This window comes from Mycolicibacterium tusciae, assembly GCF_002086795.1.
Lineage (GTDB): Bacteria > Actinomycetota > Actinomycetes > Mycobacteriales > Mycobacteriaceae > Mycobacterium > Mycobacterium tusciae.
The window spans coordinates 38,590-54,305 of the sequence record NZ_MVIM01000019.1 but is presented as its reverse complement, the minus strand read 5'-3'; the positions used below and the strand labels follow the sequence as shown (position 1 = coordinate 54,305).

The following is a 15,716-nucleotide window of genomic DNA, read 5'->3' as shown; positions in this document are numbered from 1 at the left end:
AACGAAAGTCGAATCATGGCAATCAATCTGGAACTGCCGAAGAAGCTCGAAGCAGTGATCGACATGGCGCACAACGGCGCCGCCGAGATGCTGCGGCCGATCTCACGCAAGTGGGATCTGCGGGAACACGAGTACCCGGTCGAACTCGACACGCTGGCCACACTCTTCGAGGGTATCTCGGGCGCCAACGCCATCGCCTTCGCGGGCGCCGAAGCGTTCGCGGCCGGAGAAGCCAGAGACGTCAACCACAATGGCGCCAACATGTCGGCCGTGCTCAACGTGATGGAAGTCAGTTGGGGCGACGTGGCTTTGATGTTGTCGGTGCCGCGCCAGGGCCTCGGCAACGCCGCGATCTCCAGCGTGGCGACTCGTGAACAGCTCGACAAGCTCGGCAAGGACGTGTGGGCGGCGATGGCGATCACCGAGCCGGGCTTCGGGTCCGACTCGGCCGCGGTGACGACCACGGCGAAGCTCGACGGCGACGAGTACGTCATCAACGGCGAGAAGATCTATGTCACCGCGGGATCGCGCGCCACCCACATCGTGGTGTGGGCGACCCTGGACAAGTCGATGGGCCGCGCGGCGATCAAGTCGTTCATCGTGCCGCGCGAACACCCCGGCGTCACCGTCGAACGCCTCGAGGACAAGCTCGGCATCAAGGCCTCCGACACGGCCGCCATCCGGTTCGACAACGCGCGCATCCCGAAGGAAAACCTGCTCGGCAGCCCGGACGTCGAGGTCGAGAAGGGCTTCGCGGGCGTCATGGAGACGTTCGACAACACCCGGCCCGTCGTTGCCGCGATGGCCGTCGGCATCGCCCGTGCCGCACTCGAGGAGCTGCGCAAGATCCTCACCGAAGCCGGTGTGGAGATCTCCTACGACAAGCCCTCGCACGCGCAGAGCGCGCCCGCCGCCGAGTTCCTGCGGATGGAGTCCGATTGGGAGTCGGCGTATCTGCTGATGGTGCGCTCTGCGTGGCAGGCCGACAACAACATCCCGAACTCCAAGGAAGCGTCGATGGGCAAGGCCAAGGCCGGCCGCGTCGCCAGTGACATCACGCTCAAGGCCGTCGAATTGGCAGGCACCGTCGGCTATTCCGAGCAGACGCTGCTGGAAAAGTGGGCCCGCGACAGCAAGATCCTCGACATCTTCGAGGGCACACAGCAGATTCAGCAGCTGGTGGTTGCCCGTCGGCTGCTGGGCCTGTCGTCGTCCGAACTGAAGTAGGTTCAGTTCGTCGAGTGTGGACTTGAAGCACGCCTCATGCGCAAAATGCGTGCGGGTAACCCACGTTCGTCGTCAAACTAGAATCCGTCGTGTACGACGACTCGCGTGCGGCCGGTGACGCCGCCGCCGATGATCGTGCGCAGCGTGTGCGGCGCTTCGAGCACCGAGACGTCCTTGGTGATACTGCCCAGGTGACGCGGCTTGAGTTCGCCCGCGAGTTGACGCCACACGTCGCGACGCGCCCCGATCGGCAGCTGTACCGAGTCGATGCCGGCCAGGGTTACGCCGCGCAGAATGAACGGCATCACCGTCGTCGGTAGGTCAGCCGACCGGGCCAGACCTGAGATCGCTGCGATCGCACCGTAATTCAACGTGCTCAATGCGTAGGCCAGGGTGTCGCCGCCCACGCTGTCGACGACGCCGGCCCACTGCGACTTGCCGAGCGCCCGTACCTTCTCCCCCTCTGCGGGGAGCCGACCGATCACCTGCGTGGCGCCCAGTTCCATCAGCCAGTCGTGGGCTTCGGCCTTACCGCTCGACGCGACCACCTCGTACCCGAGTCCGGCCAATAGATCGACGCTGACGCTGCCGACCCCGCCCGTCGCACCGGTAACCAGAATCGGGCCGTCGGCCGGCTGTACACCCGCCGCGCGAATTGCATTGACGCTCATGGCCGCAGTGAATCCCGCCGTGCCGATAGCCGCGGCCTCGGCGGTCGTCAACTCGTCGAGCTTCACCAGATAGTCGGCGGGGTAGCGCGCGGTGTCCGCGTAGCCGCCGTGGCGACCGGTGCCGATGTCATAACCGTGGGCGACGACGCGGTCACCCACCGCGAATTCGGTGGACGAGCTCGAGGTGACGGTTCCGGCGACGTCGATGCCCGGAATCAGCGGGTACTCCCGCGCGACTCCCCCCTTCGGCGTAATGGCCAGGGCGTCCTTGTAGTTGATCCCCGAGTATTCGACGGCGATCTGCACATCGCCATCGGGCAGGAAGGACGCGTCGACGACCTCGTGCCGCAGCGTGATGGAGCCCTCGGCGTCCTGGTGTGCGACCAACGCATTGACTTCAGACATGGAACTCATTCTCATCTGGGCCCACACCGAAGGTAGGGGAACGCAAAAGTCCCCGATCACCCGGGCAAGCCGAGTGTCGGGGACCTTGCGAACCGTCAGCTACCGAGGTGCGAGATCAGGTCGGGCTTCATCGCCTGAAGCTGCTGACCCCAGTACTCCCAGCTGTGCGTGCCGTAGGGCGGGAAGTTGAACACGGCGTTGTTGCCGCCCGCGGCGATGTAGTTGTCGCGGAACGTCTCGTTGGTCCGGATGGTCAGACCCTCGAGGAACGTAGCGGGCAGGTTCGCGCCGCCGAGCTCGTTGGGCGTTCCGTTGCCGCAGTAGACCCACAGGCGGGTGTTGTTGGCCACCAGCGCAGGGATCTGCAGCATCGGGTCGTTGCGCTTCCACGCGCTGTTCGGGTCTTCGGTCGGGCCCCACATGTCGTTGGCCTTGTATCCGCCGGCGTCACCCATCGCCATATTGATCAGGAACGGCCACTGGCCCTCGGACGGGTTGAGAAAGGCCGACAGCGACCCGGCATAGATGAACTGCTGGGGGTGATAGACCGAGAGGATCATCGCCGAGTTGCCCGCCATCGACAGACCGACGGCAGCGTTGCCCGTCGTGGACACTCCGCGTTCGGAGGCCAGCCAGTTCGGCAGCTCGCTCGTCAGGAACGTCTCCCACTTGTAGGTCTGGCAGCCGCTCTTGCCGCAGGCCGGTGCATACCAGTCGGAGTAGAAGCTGGACTGGCCACCGACGGGCATGATCACGGACAACGGCGTGTCGAAATACCACTCGAACGCCTGGGTCTCGAGGTCCCACCCGTTGAAGTCGTCGCGGGCACGCAGACCGTCGAGCAGGTACACAGCCTTCGACCCGGTTCCCTTCTGGAACTGGATCTTGATGTCGCGGCCCATCGACGGCGAGGGGACCATGAGGTACTCCACCGGCAGACCGGGCCGAGAGAACGCCTCGGCGGTCGGAGACTGCCCCGTGAGGCCCACTACGCCTGGCAGCAGGGCCGCCGCTACGGCAGCCATGGTGAGCCGGCGCGCCCAGGGACGTCGAATCTTGTCAATGAAGCTCATACTGCAAACCCATCCATCTTCCGGTTTCCGCTTTTCCCACGATCAAGCAATCGTCATCGACAGCGCAGCGGATTGCTGCGTTGTCGTGCCCGCTCGACTGAGCCCTGTGGCCCATGGAGCGGACCGAGAAAATTTCAGTTGTCGCGTGTGCAGTAAAACATGTGACCAGCGCGAGGAGAAAGTCCGACCGGCGGCGTCGGCGAGATTCCTGTGAACATTCTGTCTGGTGTCGATGCCGACATGACCGGCCATTGGCACCGTAGGCTTCTGGTTATGGCAAAGGCTCGCGCCACTCGCCTGGCTGTGGAGGACTGGCTCCAGGCCGGCTATGCGGTCCTTGCCGAAGAAGGTATCAAGTCGCTGAAGGTTGACCGGTTGTGCACCCGCCTGGGCGTCACCAAAGGCAGCTTTTACTGGCATTTCGCTGATATCGCGAGCTATCGCGTCGCGCTGGTCGACGCGTGGGGCGCCTCCAGAGACGAGGAACGGCGCCACTTCGGCGCGTCGAACGACGCGCCTGCCCGGGAGCGGCTCTCGCAAATGATGACAACGCTGGTTGACGCTCGGCATTGGACGCTGGAGCGCGCAATGCGGGAATGGGCCCGCACCGACGAGGGGGTGGCCGCCAGCGTCCGCGCCGCGGACCGGCGTGTCCTTGCCGCGGTGCGGCAGGCATTTCTCGACTACGGGTTCGATGCCGAGGAGGCTGACCTGCGCGCAACCGCCACTTTTGCGGTCGGAATCGGCTTCCTGCATCTGTCCGGGGCGAAACCCAGCGCCCGAGGCGCCGCGCGGCGCGAACGCTTCCTCGACATCATGCTGACGCGCTGACCAGGCCAGCAAGCCGCGAACGGCACAGTTTCCATACCAAATAGTATGGTAGCGTCGCGATCATGACCGCGGTTTCGGCCACCCCGGCCATCACCCCCGATTTTGTCGCCCGGCTGGCCGAGCGCGCGCAGGAAGCCGAGCGGATGCGCCGCCTACCTGCCGAGACGGTCGCCGACCTCACCGCTTCGGGCTTTACCGAACTCCTGGTGCCCGCGCGCTTCGGCGGTCAGCAGGCCGAGTGGCCGTCGATCCTCGATCCGGTTCGGCGGATGGCGCACGGCTGTGCGTCGAGCGCGTGGACGCTTGGCTTCTATGCCCTGCACAACTGGATGCTTGCCCTGTTCGACGAACGCGCCCAAGAGGAGGCGTTCGCCACGCGTCCGTTCCTCGCGCCGGCGCCCCTGGCGCCGACGGGCCGGGGGGTGCCGACCGGCGACGGCATCCGACTGACCGGCCGGTGGTCGTGGGCGACGGGCGTGATGGACGGCAACTGGATCATGGTGGGCGCGATCTGCGGCCCCGAGGGGGATCCGGCCGCCATTTATCCGGCGTTGGCCCTACTGCCGATCTCCGACGTCCGCATCGAGGACGTCTGGCACACCGACGGCATGCGGGCCACCGGGTCCAATGACGTGGTCATCGCCGATGCGTTCGTCCCCCATCACCGTCTCGTCCGCGTGGCCGACATCTATTCCGGCACCGCGCCGGGCGCCGGACTGCACGACGCCGACACCTACCGGTGGCCGATGGTGCCCGCCCTGTCGCTGTTGGCGGCCATGCCGGCGCTGGGCAGCGCCGAGCGCGTCGCGGAGATCTACGCCGAGCGGCTCGGCGAGCGCATCCTCGCGTACGAAGGCGTCGCGCAGAAGGACAAACCGCTGGCACAGGCACGGCTTGGCGAGGCGCGGGTCCGGCTGCGCGCGCTGCGCGGGCTGCTCGCCGACACCGTCGGAAATATCGAAGACGTTGTCGCGTCGGGTAACCCGGTGCCGCGGCCGGTGCGGGCCGAGGCCCGCCTCGCCGCCGCGCACATCGTGCACGAGTCGCGGTCGGTGATCGCCGATCTGCTGGAGGCGTCCGGCGCCAGCGTTCACTTCGCCGACAATCCGCTGCAGCGCATCAAGCGCGACGTCGATGTTCTTGCCGGTCATGTGGTGTTCGACTACGACACCAGTCGCGAACTCGCCGGAGCGCTCACACTGGGCATGAAGGTCTCGCGCACCGCGATGGTCTAACAAAGGGGAATCATGGCCGACGATTTGCGTGATCGAATCACGAAAACCTTCCAGAAGAACGTCGCCAACCGAATGATGCGGTTGATGCCGTTCCAGACGCTGCTGGAAACCACTGGCCGCAAGACCGGTGAGCCCCGCCGCACGCCGCTGGGCGGACGCCGCGAAGGCGACCAGTTCTGGTTCGTCTCGGAATTCGGAGACAAATCGCAGTACGTCAAGAACATCCAGGCGAATCCGAACGTCCGCGTCCGGATCAACGGCAAGTGGCATCGCGGCACGGCCCACCTGGTGCCCGACGACGACCCGCAGGCACGACTGCGCTCGTTGCCCCAGTTCAACAGCTTCGGCGTGCGGACCTTCGGCACCAACCTGCTGACCATCCGGGTCGACCTCAAGAGTTGATCCGGGGTTGACCCGCGCCTAAAAGTAAAACTAACCTCAGTTTTAGTTTGGCTCGCCCATTGTCGATGGAGACACCATGGAATCCTTTGTTCACCTGCGAAAAGGCCGTACTCCCCGACGCCTGCACGCCGATCTGGATGGGCTGAAAGACGACGAGCTCGGGCGCGGCGGCTTCACCGGCCGCACGGCGAACATGTATCGCCGCAACGACCCGACGGCGTTCCGCTCGGTCGGCCCGCTGCGACCCGTCGACGTGCTGTCCTCGGAGCTCAAACCCGGCGACGCCAGCGACGCCGCCGGCGGCCCACTGCTGATGTTCAGCAATGCCGACTGCCTCGTCATGCTGTCGCGGCGTACCGAGCCGATGCCGTTCTTCGTCCGCTACGTCGACGGAGACCTGCTCAGCTTCGTCCACAAGGGTTCGGGTCTGCTGGAGACGGAGTTCGGCCCGCTGCGCTACCGCGAGGGCGACTGGGTCTACATCCCGAAGGCGTGCACGTTCCGTCAGGTTCCCGACAGCGAAAATGGGGCATCCACGCTGCTCATGATCCAGGCCACCGACGAGTTCCGGGTGCCGGCACCGGGGTACCTGGGTCGGCACTTTCCCTTCGATCCATCGCAGGCCGTCATCCCGGAGGCGTCGCCCATCGACGACGATGGGCGTGACGAGTACGAGGTCCGGCTTGTTCACGAAGGTGGCCCGACTTCTCTTTTCTACCAACATCATCCGCTCGACGTGGAGGGCTGGCGCGGCGACAATTTCGCCTTCACCTTCAACATCGAGGACTACAACGTCGTGACGTCGAACAGCGTGCACCTGCCACCCACGGTGCATCTGTTCATGGAGGCCACCGGCGTCTACGTGATGAACTTCCTGCCCAAGCCCGCCGAAAGCGTGCCGGGCACCGAGCGCACGCCGTGGTATCACCGCAACGTCGACTTCGACGAGATCGCGTTCTTCCACGGTGGATCGCTGTACGGGATCCCGATGCCGCCCGGCTTGGTTTCCCATGCGCCGCAAGGGGTTCACCACGGTGCGCCAGAGAAGGCACGCGAGCGGGCCCGCCGCAAGTTCGATGACTACGACAAGGTCGACTGGTCGGTGATCGCCATCGACACGCGACGCAGACTCATCCCGTCCGACGAAGTACTGGCCAACGACCTGGGGCAGCATTGATGAGGGCTCACGCCCGAAGGGCAGGGGACACCGCCGTGAAGCACGAGTACGACCGAATCCCCTATCTGGTTGCCTATGCCAACAATTCGGGCGTCCGCGACGTGTACGGCGGCGTCGCCGAGCTCGTCGTGCTGGAAAGCCACCTGCTGCGGCCGAAAGACAAGCCGAGCGACACCGTGCTGGTGTTCATGCATCCCATCGGCGGAGGTGCCTACCTGCCGATGATGAACGCGCTCGCCCGCGCGGGGCACCACGTCATCTACTGCAACAGCCGCTTCCGCGGCACCGACTCCGCGCTGCTGATGGAGAAGGTGGTCGAGGACCTGGGCGAGTGCATCAAGGACGCCAAGAACCGGCTGGGCTACTCGAAGGTGGTCCTCGCCGGGTGGAGCGGCGGCGGATCGCTGTCGGTGTTCTATCAACAGCAGGCTCAGCACCCGACCGTGACTGCCAGCCCCTCCGGTGACGGCCCCGACCTCACCGAGCTCGGCCTGATCCCGGCCGACGGCATCATGCTGCTGGCCGCACACGTCAGCCGCCACGGCACGATGACCGAATGGCTGGACGCGTCGATCCTCGACGAGTCCGACCCGTCCAACCGCGACCCCGATTTGGACCTGTACAACCCCGACAACCCGAACCAGCCGCCCTACACCGCCGAGTTTCTCGAGCGCTACCGTGCCGCCCAGATCGCACGCAATCGCCGAATCACCAAGTGGGTCAAAGGCAAACTGGCCGACTTGAAGGCGCAGGGCCGTCCCGAGGACGAGTTCGCGTTCGTCGTGCACGGCACCATGGCTGACCCGCGGTGGCTCGACCCCACGGTCGATCCGAACGAACGCACCCCCGGACAGTGCTATTTAGGCGATCCTCAGGTGGTGAACAACAGTCCCGTCGGATTGGCCCGGTTCTGCACGCTGCGCAGCTGGCTCTCGCAATGGAGCTTCGACGACGCCAACGGTGATGCGGTCAAGTGCGGCCCCGACATCGCGGTGCCCACGCTGGTCATCGGAAACATGGCCGATGACGCGTGCACACCCAGCCACACCCAGCGCCTGTTCAGCGCGATCGGGCATCCTGACAAGGAGATGTACCAGATCCCCGGCGCGAACCATTACTACTCCGGACCCGACCAGCGCGGCACGCTGCGCGAGGCTGTCGGCATCTGCACCGACTGGCTACACAGGCACGAGTTTTCGACATGACTGTCACCGGCCCGCTCGACGGCATCCGCGTTATCGAGGTCGGCACGCTGATTTCCGGACCGTTCGCCGGCCGGCTGCTCGGTGACATGGGGGCCGAGGTCATCAAGATCGAGCCGCCGGGGGCCCCCGATCCGTTGCGCACCTGGGGGCAGGCCGAACTCGACGGCCACCATTTCTTCTGGACCGTGCACGCGCGCAACAAGAAGGCCGTCACGCTGAACCTGCGCGAGGATGCCGGGCGCGAACTGTTCCTGGAGCTCGTCGAGCGCTCCGACATCATCGTGGAGAATTTCCGGCCCGGCACGCTGGAGAAGTGGAACCTCGGCTACAACCTGCTGCGTGAACGCAACCAGGGCATCATCCTGGTACGGGTCTCCGGCTACGGGCAGACCGGACCCGAGGCGCACAAGGCCGGTTACGCGTCGGTCGCCGAGGCGGCCAGTGGCCTGCGGCATATGAACGGGTTCCCAGGCGGTCCGCCCCCGCGACTCGCCCTCTCGCTCGGCGACAGCCTGGCCGGGATGTTCGCCGCCCAGGGCGCTCTGGCCGCGCTGTATCGACGCTCGGTCACCGGCAAGGGACAGGTCGTCGACGCTGCTCTCACCGAATCCTGTTTGGCCGTACAGGAATCCACCATTCCGGACTACGATGTGGGCGGCGTGATCCGCGGGCCGTCCGGCACCCGTTTGGAGGGTATCGCCCCGTCGAACATCTACCCGACCGCCGACGGCAGCTGGGTCGTGATCGCCGCCAACCAGGACACCGTGTTCCGTCGGCTGTGCGCCGCGATGGGACAACCGGAACTCGCCACCGACGACCGATTCGTCACTCACGTTGCCCGCGGCCGCAATCAGGATGAGCTCGACAAGATCATCGGCGACTGGGCGGTCACCCGTCAGCCCGCCGACATCATCGCCACCCTCTCAGAAGCCGGGGTGATAAGCGGACCCATCAACACCGTCGCCGAGGTCGTCGAGGATCCGCAGCTGCAGGCCCGCGGGATGATCGCCGACCACTGGGACGAACGCATCGGGCGAAACATCAAGGGTCCCGGGGTGATACCGGTACTTTCGGATACGCCGGGCACGATTCGTAACGCCGGCTCGGCCCGGCCAGGCCAGCACAATGACGAGATCTACGGTGATCTGCTGGGCCGCAGCCACGCCGAGATCATGAAGCTGGCAGAGGAGGGCGTGTTATGAGTGTGCTTCCGACACATGTCGACATTCGCGACGTCTCACTGCGCGACGGACTACAGATCGAGGATCCGATTCCGTTGTCGGCCAAGCTCGAACTACTCGCGGCCGTCGCCGCCACCGGCGTGCGGGAGATGGAGGCGACGGCGTTCGTCTCGCCGTCGAAGGTGCCCGCGCTGGCCGACGCGGCTGAGCTCGCCGCCGAGCTGCACAACTTCGGAGACATCGAGTTCTCGGCGCTGGTGGCCAGCCCCAACGGCGCCAAGCGCGCAATCGCGGCGGGTTTGCGGTCGATCGAGTACGTGGTGTCGGCCGCCGACGGCCACAGCCAAGCGAACGTAGGTCGCACCACGGCGGAAGCCACGGCGCAGATTCCCGAGATCGTCTCGATCGCCCACGACAGCGGGGTCACCGTCGAGGTCATCATCGCCACGGCGTGGGACTGCCCATTCGACGGCCCAACACCCGCGCAACGAGTGTTGGACATCGTGACCGCCGCCCGCGACGACGGCGCCGATCGCCTCGCGATCGCCGACACCATCGGCACCACCACCCCGCGCCGGGTCAGCGCTCTGGTGGCGCAGGTTCGTCCCCTCATCGGTGACATCCCGCTGGGGGCGCATTTCCACAACACTCGCGGTGCCGGACTGGCCAGTGCCTACGCCGCGGTCGAGGCCGGTATCACCCGGTTGGACGCGTCGGTCGGCGGGCTTGGCGGCTGTCCGTTCGCGCCGGGCGCCAGCGGCAACATCGCCGCCGAAGACCTGGTTTACCTGTTACGGGACAGCAAGATTGGCGTCGATGTCGACCTGGAGGGCGCCATCGCCGCCGCGCGCGTCGCGCAAAAGGTCGTCGGGCACGACCTACCGAGCTCGCTGTTGCGCGCCGGCGACCGGATTCTCGACACCTAGCCGTGCCCGTCGAGACGCTGAGCGCCAAGGGCCGCCAGACCAGGGAGGCCATCGAGCAGGCCGCCCGGAAGCTCTTCGCCGAGCGCGGCTTTCACGGCACCACCCTCGGTGACATCACGTCGGCGGCCGGCAAATCACCCGCGGCGTTCTACCGCTACTTCGCCGACAAGGAAGATCTGCTGGCCGTGCTCGCAGAGTCCTTCCTGCACGAGGTGGTCGCGCCGTCCGGACTGCGCGTCGAGCTGCCGGAATCCCCGGACGACGATGCGTTCTTTCGCACCGTGGTCACCGGCTACTGGAACATGTTCAAGCAGAACATCGGGATCATGATCGCGGTCGCCCAACTCGCGGCCACGCAGCCCCGCTTCGCCGCGGTGCAGAACGAGTTCCGCCGCTTCGGCATCGACATCGTCGCCGCCTCGGTGCGCCGTGCCCAGGAACAGGGACACGGTAGCGAACTGCATCCCGAGCACACCGCCGCGGCGATCGCGCTGCTGTTCGAGAACTTCACCACCGTATTCGTCGGCACATCCGGTCTCGGGCTGGAGATGAGTGACGAGGACGCAATCGCCACGCTGTCGAGGATTTGGAAGAAGACGCTGTACGGGTTCTAGAGACCCAGGACGCTAAGGAGAAACAGTGGATTTCGCCCTCCCGGAGCATCTTCCGGGCCTGCTCGCCGAGATGGATGCGTTCATCGAAACGGAGATCAAGCCGCTGGAACGCGAGAACATGCAGTATTTCGACCAGCGCCGGGAGTACGCCCGCACCGACTGGGAGAACGGCGGCATCCCGCGGCGGGAATGGGAGGACCTGCTCGGCGAGATGCGCAGGCGTGCCGATGCGGCCGGTTGGCTGCGCTACGGCCTGCCGTCGCAGTTCGGCGGCCGCGGCGGCTCCAACATCGACATGGCCGTCATCCGGGAACACCTGGCGCACAAGGGACTCGGACTGCACAACGACCTGCAGGACGAATCGTCCATCGTCGGCAACTTCCCGCAGGTCATCATGATGGACCGGTTCGGTACCGACGCGCAGAAGGCCGAGTGGATCGAGGCCATGTTGACCGGCGAGCGGTCGATGGCGTTCGGGCTGACCGAGCCCAACCACGGGTCGGATGCCACCTGGCTGGAGACCACCGCGATACCGGACGGCGACGAGTGGGTCATCAACGGCGCCAAGCGGTTCAACACCGGTGTGCACCGCGCCACCCACGACCTCGTCTTCGCCCGTACGTCCGGTGAGCCGGGCCAGGCCCGCGGCATCACCGCGTTCCTGGTCCCGACCGATACACCTGGCTTCACGGTGCCGTTCTACTGGTGGACCTTCAACATGCCGACCGACCACGGCGAGGTCGAGCTCAAGGACGTGCGAGTGCCTATCGATGCGGTGCTCGGGGAAGTGGACCGTGGCCTGGAGGTCGGCCAGACCTTCCTGCACGAGAACAGGATTCGGCAGGCCGCCAGCAGCCTTGGTGCCGCGCAGCACTGTATCGACCGCGCCGTCGCCTACGCGGGCGAGCGCAGGGTGTTCGGCAAGCCGCTGTCGGTGAACCAGGCTGTGCAGTGGCCGCTCGTCGAACTGCACACCGAGGCTCAGATGGTGAGGCTGCTGGTGCGGTACGCGGCCTCCGAGTTGGACCGCAACCACCACATGGAGGTCTCCGACAAGGTGTCGATGGCCAACTATCGCGCCAACCGGCTCGTGTGCGATGCGGCCGACCGGGCGATGCAGGTGTTGGGCGGCATCGGCTACAGCCGTCACGAGCCGATGGAGCACATCTACCGTCATCACCGCCGGTACCGAATCACCGAGGGCGCTGAGGAGATCCAGATGCGGCGGGTGGCGCAGCGGCTGTTCGGATTCGGGCGCAAGTGAAGGATCAGCTCGAGGCCGTGCTCCGCCCGGAACTGGGCGACGGCGTGGTCGTCGAGAACCTGCGCGCCCTGACCGGCGGGGCGAGCAGGACGACGTGGGCGTTCGACGCCGTCACCGATGAGCGGCGGCCGTTGATCCTGCGCACCGGGCCGCCCGACGACGTGCACGCAAGCATGGAGCTGGAGGCGGCTGTGCAGCAGCGTGCCGCGGCCGCGGGCGCCCCCGTCCCCCATATCGTGGCGGCCGACAATTCCCCTGAGGCACTGGGTAATCCGTACCTGATCTGCAACGCGATCGCCGGCGAGACGATCGTCCGGCGGATCTACCGCACACTCGACGACGCAGGCCGGGACCGGCTGTTGCATCAGTGTGCACAGGCGTTGGCGGCCATCCACCGGGCAGACACCGACGTGCCCGGACTCGCCGGGTTCGACGACCTTGCCGAGTGGCGGGACCGGCTCGACGAAATGAAGGACACCACAGCAACGTTCGAGTGGGCGTTCCGCTGGCTGGCCGCGAATCGTCCTGCGCCCACCCGGCAGGTGCTCGTGCACGGCGACTTCCGAATGGGCAATCTGATCGTCGACGCGAACGGGTTGGCGGCGGTGCTGGACTGGGAGCTGGTTCATACCGGCGAGGTGTACGAAGACCTGGCGTGGTTCTGCATCCGCGCCTGGCGCTTCGGGGCGCCAGAAGACATGGGCGCGGGTGGTCTCGGCAGCGTCGAGAGCTTCCTGTCGGCCTACGAATCCGCGGCGGAAACCGAGCTGGATCGCGACGTGTTCCGCTGGTGGCTCACCGTGGCGACCCTGCGCTGGGGTGTCATCTGTCGATTCCAGGCCGAACGGCATCTTTCGGGCCTGAACCGGTCGGTCGAACTGGCGGCGATCGGTCGCCGTGTCGCCGAAACCGAATGGGACGTGCTGGATCTGCTCACGGGAGGTGGTCCGAGATGAGCGGGCTGTACGGCCGGCCGACCGCGGCCGAACTGGTCGGGGCAGTCGCCGACTTTCTGGACAACGAAGTGCGCGCAGCTGTCGGGTCGCCGGTCAACTTCCACGCCCGCGTCGCCGCCAATGTGCTGCGCATCGTCGAGCGCGAACTGCTCGACGCGTCCGCCGATGACGTCGTCGCTGCACTCAACGGGCTGGGCTACGCGGACGAGACCGAACTCGCGATGGCCATCCGCGCCGGCAACCTCGACGATCGGCCCGACGAACTGCTGGCCGGACTGCGCACGATCGTGCGACGACGCCTCGACGTCAACCACCCCGGCTATGCCGAATCGTAGCGATTTGTGCACGTTCAGGAGCGGTGAGCGCTCCCAAATGTGCACAAATCACTCAGAGGCGGCGGATGCGGGCCAACCAGGCCGGTTCGTCGACCACCGTCCCGGCCGGCAGGCCGATCGCCTCGACGTGCGGTTCCTGGACGACGCCGCGATAGGTGGTCTCGTTCAGCGCCTCCAGCGTCCAGCCGTCTCCGAACGCGTCGCGAACCACCGCCTCACTGACCTCGGGGCCGAATCCGCGGCCCTTGTCGGACAGCGCCAGCACATGCACGACCGCTCCCGGCCTACACACGGCGTGCAGGCCGGCGACGTATCGGGCGCGGTCCGTGTCGTCGAAAATGTGGAACAACGCGCTGTCGACGATCGTGTCGTAGCGCGGCTCGTCGCCGAGTTTCATCGCGTCGGCGACCTCGAAGTGCGCGTCGACGCCTTTGGCTGCCGCGTTGTCGCGGGCCTGCTCGATCGCCGTCGGGGCGGCATCGACGCCGAGCACGTCATAACCGAGGCGGGTGAGCAGGATCGTGTGCTCACCGGTCCCGCAACCGGCGTCGAGTACGGCACCGCGGATGAGACCGGCCCGCTCGACGCCGACGATCGCGGGCTGCGGTTCGCCGATCACCCACGGCGCGGTTCGGGTCTTGTAGGCATCGTCGAATCGGGAGAAGGTTGGGGTGGAATCCATGAAGTCCAGGGTTCTACCTCAACCTTGCTTTAGGTCAAGAGAGGTCAGGTAAATGTCCGTTACGGAATCGGGCGTGCTCGTCGACGTCGCCGATCGGCTCTTCGAGGCGATCGCCCACAGCGACATCGTCACGGTGAAGCAACTGTTCAGCGAGGAGGTGCTGGTCTGGCACTCGGGCGACACCCGAGACAGCGCGAAAGAGCGGGCGGCGCGGATCATCGACTGGTTCATCAATGCGACGACCTCCCGCCGCTACGAGGTACTCGAGCGCCAGTTCTTCGAAGGCGGTTTCGTGCAGCAGCACATCCTGCATGCCGACGGCCGCAACGGGACATCGATCCATATGCGTGTCTGCATCGTCATCAAAGTGGGCACCGCCGGATTGATCACCCGGATCGACGAGTACTTCGATCCGGCGGAGATGGCCCCACTGCTCGATACATCCAACTGACAGGAGACGACATGGCAAGCCTCAGCGAATTTTTCAGCGATCCGGCGTCGGCCGGAACCTGGACCGCCGTCGCAGATCAATCGACCGTCGCGGTGACGAGCAAATCACTGTGGGGTGTGATGCCGGTAAAGGTACGGTTCACCGAGTTCGACGCCGAGGGCCAAGTCACTGCCCCGCAAACGGTTTCCGGCCGCATCGATATCAAGGCGGCATCGCTGCGCAGCGGCATCGGCAAACGCGACGAGCATCTGCGCTCCGCCGACTTCTTTGAAGCCGAAAAGTTTCCAGACATCAGCGTGGTCGTCAGCTCCGCGGATTCGGTGACCGCCGACACCGTCGGACTGCGTGCGCAGCTCACCATCAAGGGCACGACGAAGCCGGTCGAGTTGAAGGCGAAGGTGACGCCCGTCGGCGACGGCGCGATGCGGCTGACGACGAAGGCGACCATCAACCGCCAGGACTTCGGAGTCGACGGCAACCTGATGGGGATGATCACTGACAACGTGACGATCTCCGGCGACCTCGTGTTCCGACGCGCGACCTAGCCGTACGATCGGGCGCATGGTCGAGCAATCACCACTTCGGGTCCTCGTCTACAGCGACAATCCCAGGACCCGAGAGCAGGTGCAGCTCGCGCTCGGAAAGCGCGTGCACCCGGACCTGCCGGAGCTGACATACGTCGAGATCGCCACCGGTCCGATGGTCATCCGACAGATGGACGAGGGCGGTTTCGATCTGGTGATCCTCGACGGAGAGGCCACTCCGACCGGCGGCATGGGAATTGCCAAGCAGCTCAAGGATGAGATCGCCGACTGCCCGCCCGTCCTCGTGCTCACCGGACGCCCCGACGACGCTTGGCTGGCCAACTGGTCGCGCGCCGAGGCCGCTGTCCCCCATCCGATCGACCCGATCCGGCTCGGCGACGCGGTGGTCTCGCTGTTGCGCACACCCGTGCAGTAACCCAAAACACCAAACTCGCTGTCGCACTTGCCCATTCGTGGCACGACGACATAGCCGAAGTGTGATCTTAGCCATACTAACCCCAACGTGTGGCGCTCATCGCTGAGCCCGCTAGGGTGTG

The 15,716-nt window shown here is 65.9% G+C and carries 18 protein-coding genes; 15 read left to right on the top strand and 3 right to left on the bottom strand.

Translation table 11 applies throughout. The annotated features are described in order from the left end of the window. Window positions 1-15: 15 nt before the first annotated feature. Entirely contained in the window at window positions 16-1,227 is a 1,212-nt protein-coding gene (locus BST47_RS25655) for an acyl-CoA dehydrogenase family protein (protein ID WP_083128580.1), read from the top strand. Between the two features lie 77 nt (window positions 1,228-1,304). Here the strand turns inward: BST47_RS25655 and BST47_RS25650 are convergent, their stop codons facing one another. Both BST47_RS25650 and BST47_RS25645 read right to left on the bottom strand, forming a co-directional pair. Beyond that, window positions 1,305-2,303 (bottom strand): acrylyl-CoA reductase family protein, encoded by a 999-nt coding sequence (locus BST47_RS25650; protein ID WP_083128577.1) that lies wholly within the window; start codon window positions 2,301-2,303, stop codon window positions 1,305-1,307. Between the two features lie 95 nt (window positions 2,304-2,398). After that, window positions 2,399-3,376, bottom strand: coding sequence for an esterase family protein (locus tag BST47_RS25645; RefSeq protein WP_083128574.1), 978 nt, complete (start codon window positions 3,374-3,376; stop codon window positions 2,399-2,401). A 273-nt stretch (window positions 3,377-3,649) separates the two neighbouring features. Between BST47_RS25645 and BST47_RS25640 the strand changes: the two genes are divergently transcribed. The 11 genes from BST47_RS25640 (at window position 3,650) to BST47_RS31285 (ending at window position 13,502) form a co-directional block, all read left to right on the top strand. Then, a complete protein-coding gene (locus tag BST47_RS25640) occupies window positions 3,650-4,207 on the top strand; it encodes a TetR/AcrR family transcriptional regulator (protein WP_083128724.1) in 558 nt (185 codons plus the stop codon). Between the two features lie 62 nt (window positions 4,208-4,269). Then, window positions 4,270-5,442 (top strand): acyl-CoA dehydrogenase family protein, encoded by a 1,173-nt coding sequence (locus tag BST47_RS25635; RefSeq protein ID WP_083128571.1) that lies wholly within the window; start codon window positions 4,270-4,272, stop codon window positions 5,440-5,442. Window positions 5,443-5,454: 12 nt separating this feature from the next. Next, on the top strand, window positions 5,455-5,844 hold the full coding sequence (locus BST47_RS25630; RefSeq protein WP_083128568.1) for a nitroreductase/quinone reductase family protein: 390 nt from the start codon (window positions 5,455-5,457) through the stop codon (window positions 5,842-5,844). Window positions 5,845-5,920: 76 nt separating this feature from the next. Further along, window positions 5,921-7,021 (top strand): homogentisate 1,2-dioxygenase, encoded by a 1,101-nt coding sequence (locus tag BST47_RS25625; RefSeq protein WP_083128565.1) that lies wholly within the window; start codon window positions 5,921-5,923, stop codon window positions 7,019-7,021. Continuing rightward, window positions 7,021-8,226 (top strand): alpha/beta hydrolase family protein, encoded by a 1,206-nt coding sequence (locus tag BST47_RS25620; RefSeq protein WP_083128563.1) that lies wholly within the window; start codon window positions 7,021-7,023, stop codon window positions 8,224-8,226. The genes BST47_RS25625 and BST47_RS25620 overlap by 1 nt, the downstream gene beginning before the upstream one ends. After that, a complete protein-coding gene (locus tag BST47_RS25615) occupies window positions 8,223-9,428 on the top strand; it encodes a CaiB/BaiF CoA transferase family protein (RefSeq protein WP_083128560.1) in 1,206 nt (401 codons plus the stop codon). The genes BST47_RS25620 and BST47_RS25615 overlap by 4 nt, the downstream gene beginning before the upstream one ends. Further along, window positions 9,425-10,333, top strand: coding sequence for a hydroxymethylglutaryl-CoA lyase (locus tag BST47_RS25610; RefSeq protein WP_083128557.1), 909 nt, complete (start codon window positions 9,425-9,427; stop codon window positions 10,331-10,333). Before BST47_RS25615 ends, BST47_RS25610 begins: the two co-directional genes overlap by 4 nt. Window positions 10,334-10,335: 2 nt before the next feature. Then, window positions 10,336-10,947 (top strand): TetR/AcrR family transcriptional regulator, encoded by a 612-nt coding sequence (locus BST47_RS25605; RefSeq protein ID WP_083128554.1) that lies wholly within the window; start codon window positions 10,336-10,338, stop codon window positions 10,945-10,947. 25 nt (window positions 10,948-10,972) lie between these two features. Next, a complete protein-coding gene (locus BST47_RS25600; protein WP_083128551.1) occupies window positions 10,973-12,211 on the top strand; it encodes an acyl-CoA dehydrogenase family protein in 1,239 nt (412 codons plus the stop codon). After that, window positions 12,208-13,167 carry a phosphotransferase family protein gene (locus tag BST47_RS25595; RefSeq protein ID WP_083128549.1) on the top strand — a complete coding sequence of 320 codons (960 nt, stop codon included), beginning with the start codon at window positions 12,208-12,210 and terminating at the stop codon, window positions 13,165-13,167. Before BST47_RS25600 ends, BST47_RS25595 begins: the two co-directional genes overlap by 4 nt. Next, window positions 13,164-13,502 (top strand): DUF6285 domain-containing protein, encoded by a 339-nt coding sequence (locus tag BST47_RS31285; RefSeq protein ID WP_083128546.1) that lies wholly within the window; start codon window positions 13,164-13,166, stop codon window positions 13,500-13,502. Before BST47_RS25595 ends, BST47_RS31285 begins: the two co-directional genes overlap by 4 nt. Before the next feature lie 52 nt (window positions 13,503-13,554). On the opposite strand, the gene BST47_RS25585 is transcribed toward BST47_RS31285, so the two are convergent. After that, window positions 13,555-14,184, bottom strand: coding sequence for a class I SAM-dependent methyltransferase (locus tag BST47_RS25585; protein WP_083128533.1), 630 nt, complete (start codon window positions 14,182-14,184; stop codon window positions 13,555-13,557). Between the two features lie 52 nt (window positions 14,185-14,236). Between BST47_RS25585 and BST47_RS25580 the strand changes: the two genes are divergently transcribed. From BST47_RS25580 to BST47_RS25570, 3 genes are read left to right on the top strand one after another with little or no spacing between them, the layout of a single operon-like run. Beyond that, complete coding sequence (locus BST47_RS25580) at window positions 14,237-14,635, top strand: nuclear transport factor 2 family protein (RefSeq protein ID WP_083128530.1); 399 nt, start codon at window positions 14,237-14,239, stop codon at window positions 14,633-14,635. A gap of 11 nt (window positions 14,636-14,646) precedes the next feature. Beyond that, entirely contained in the window at window positions 14,647-15,180 is a 534-nt protein-coding gene (locus BST47_RS25575; protein ID WP_083128527.1) for a YceI family protein, read from the top strand. 16 nt (window positions 15,181-15,196) lie between these two features. Then, window positions 15,197-15,595 carry an Rv3143 family two-component system response regulator gene (locus tag BST47_RS25570; RefSeq protein ID WP_083128525.1) on the top strand — a complete coding sequence of 133 codons (399 nt, stop codon included), beginning with the start codon at window positions 15,197-15,199 and terminating at the stop codon, window positions 15,593-15,595. Window positions 15,596-15,716: the final 121 nt, after the last annotated feature.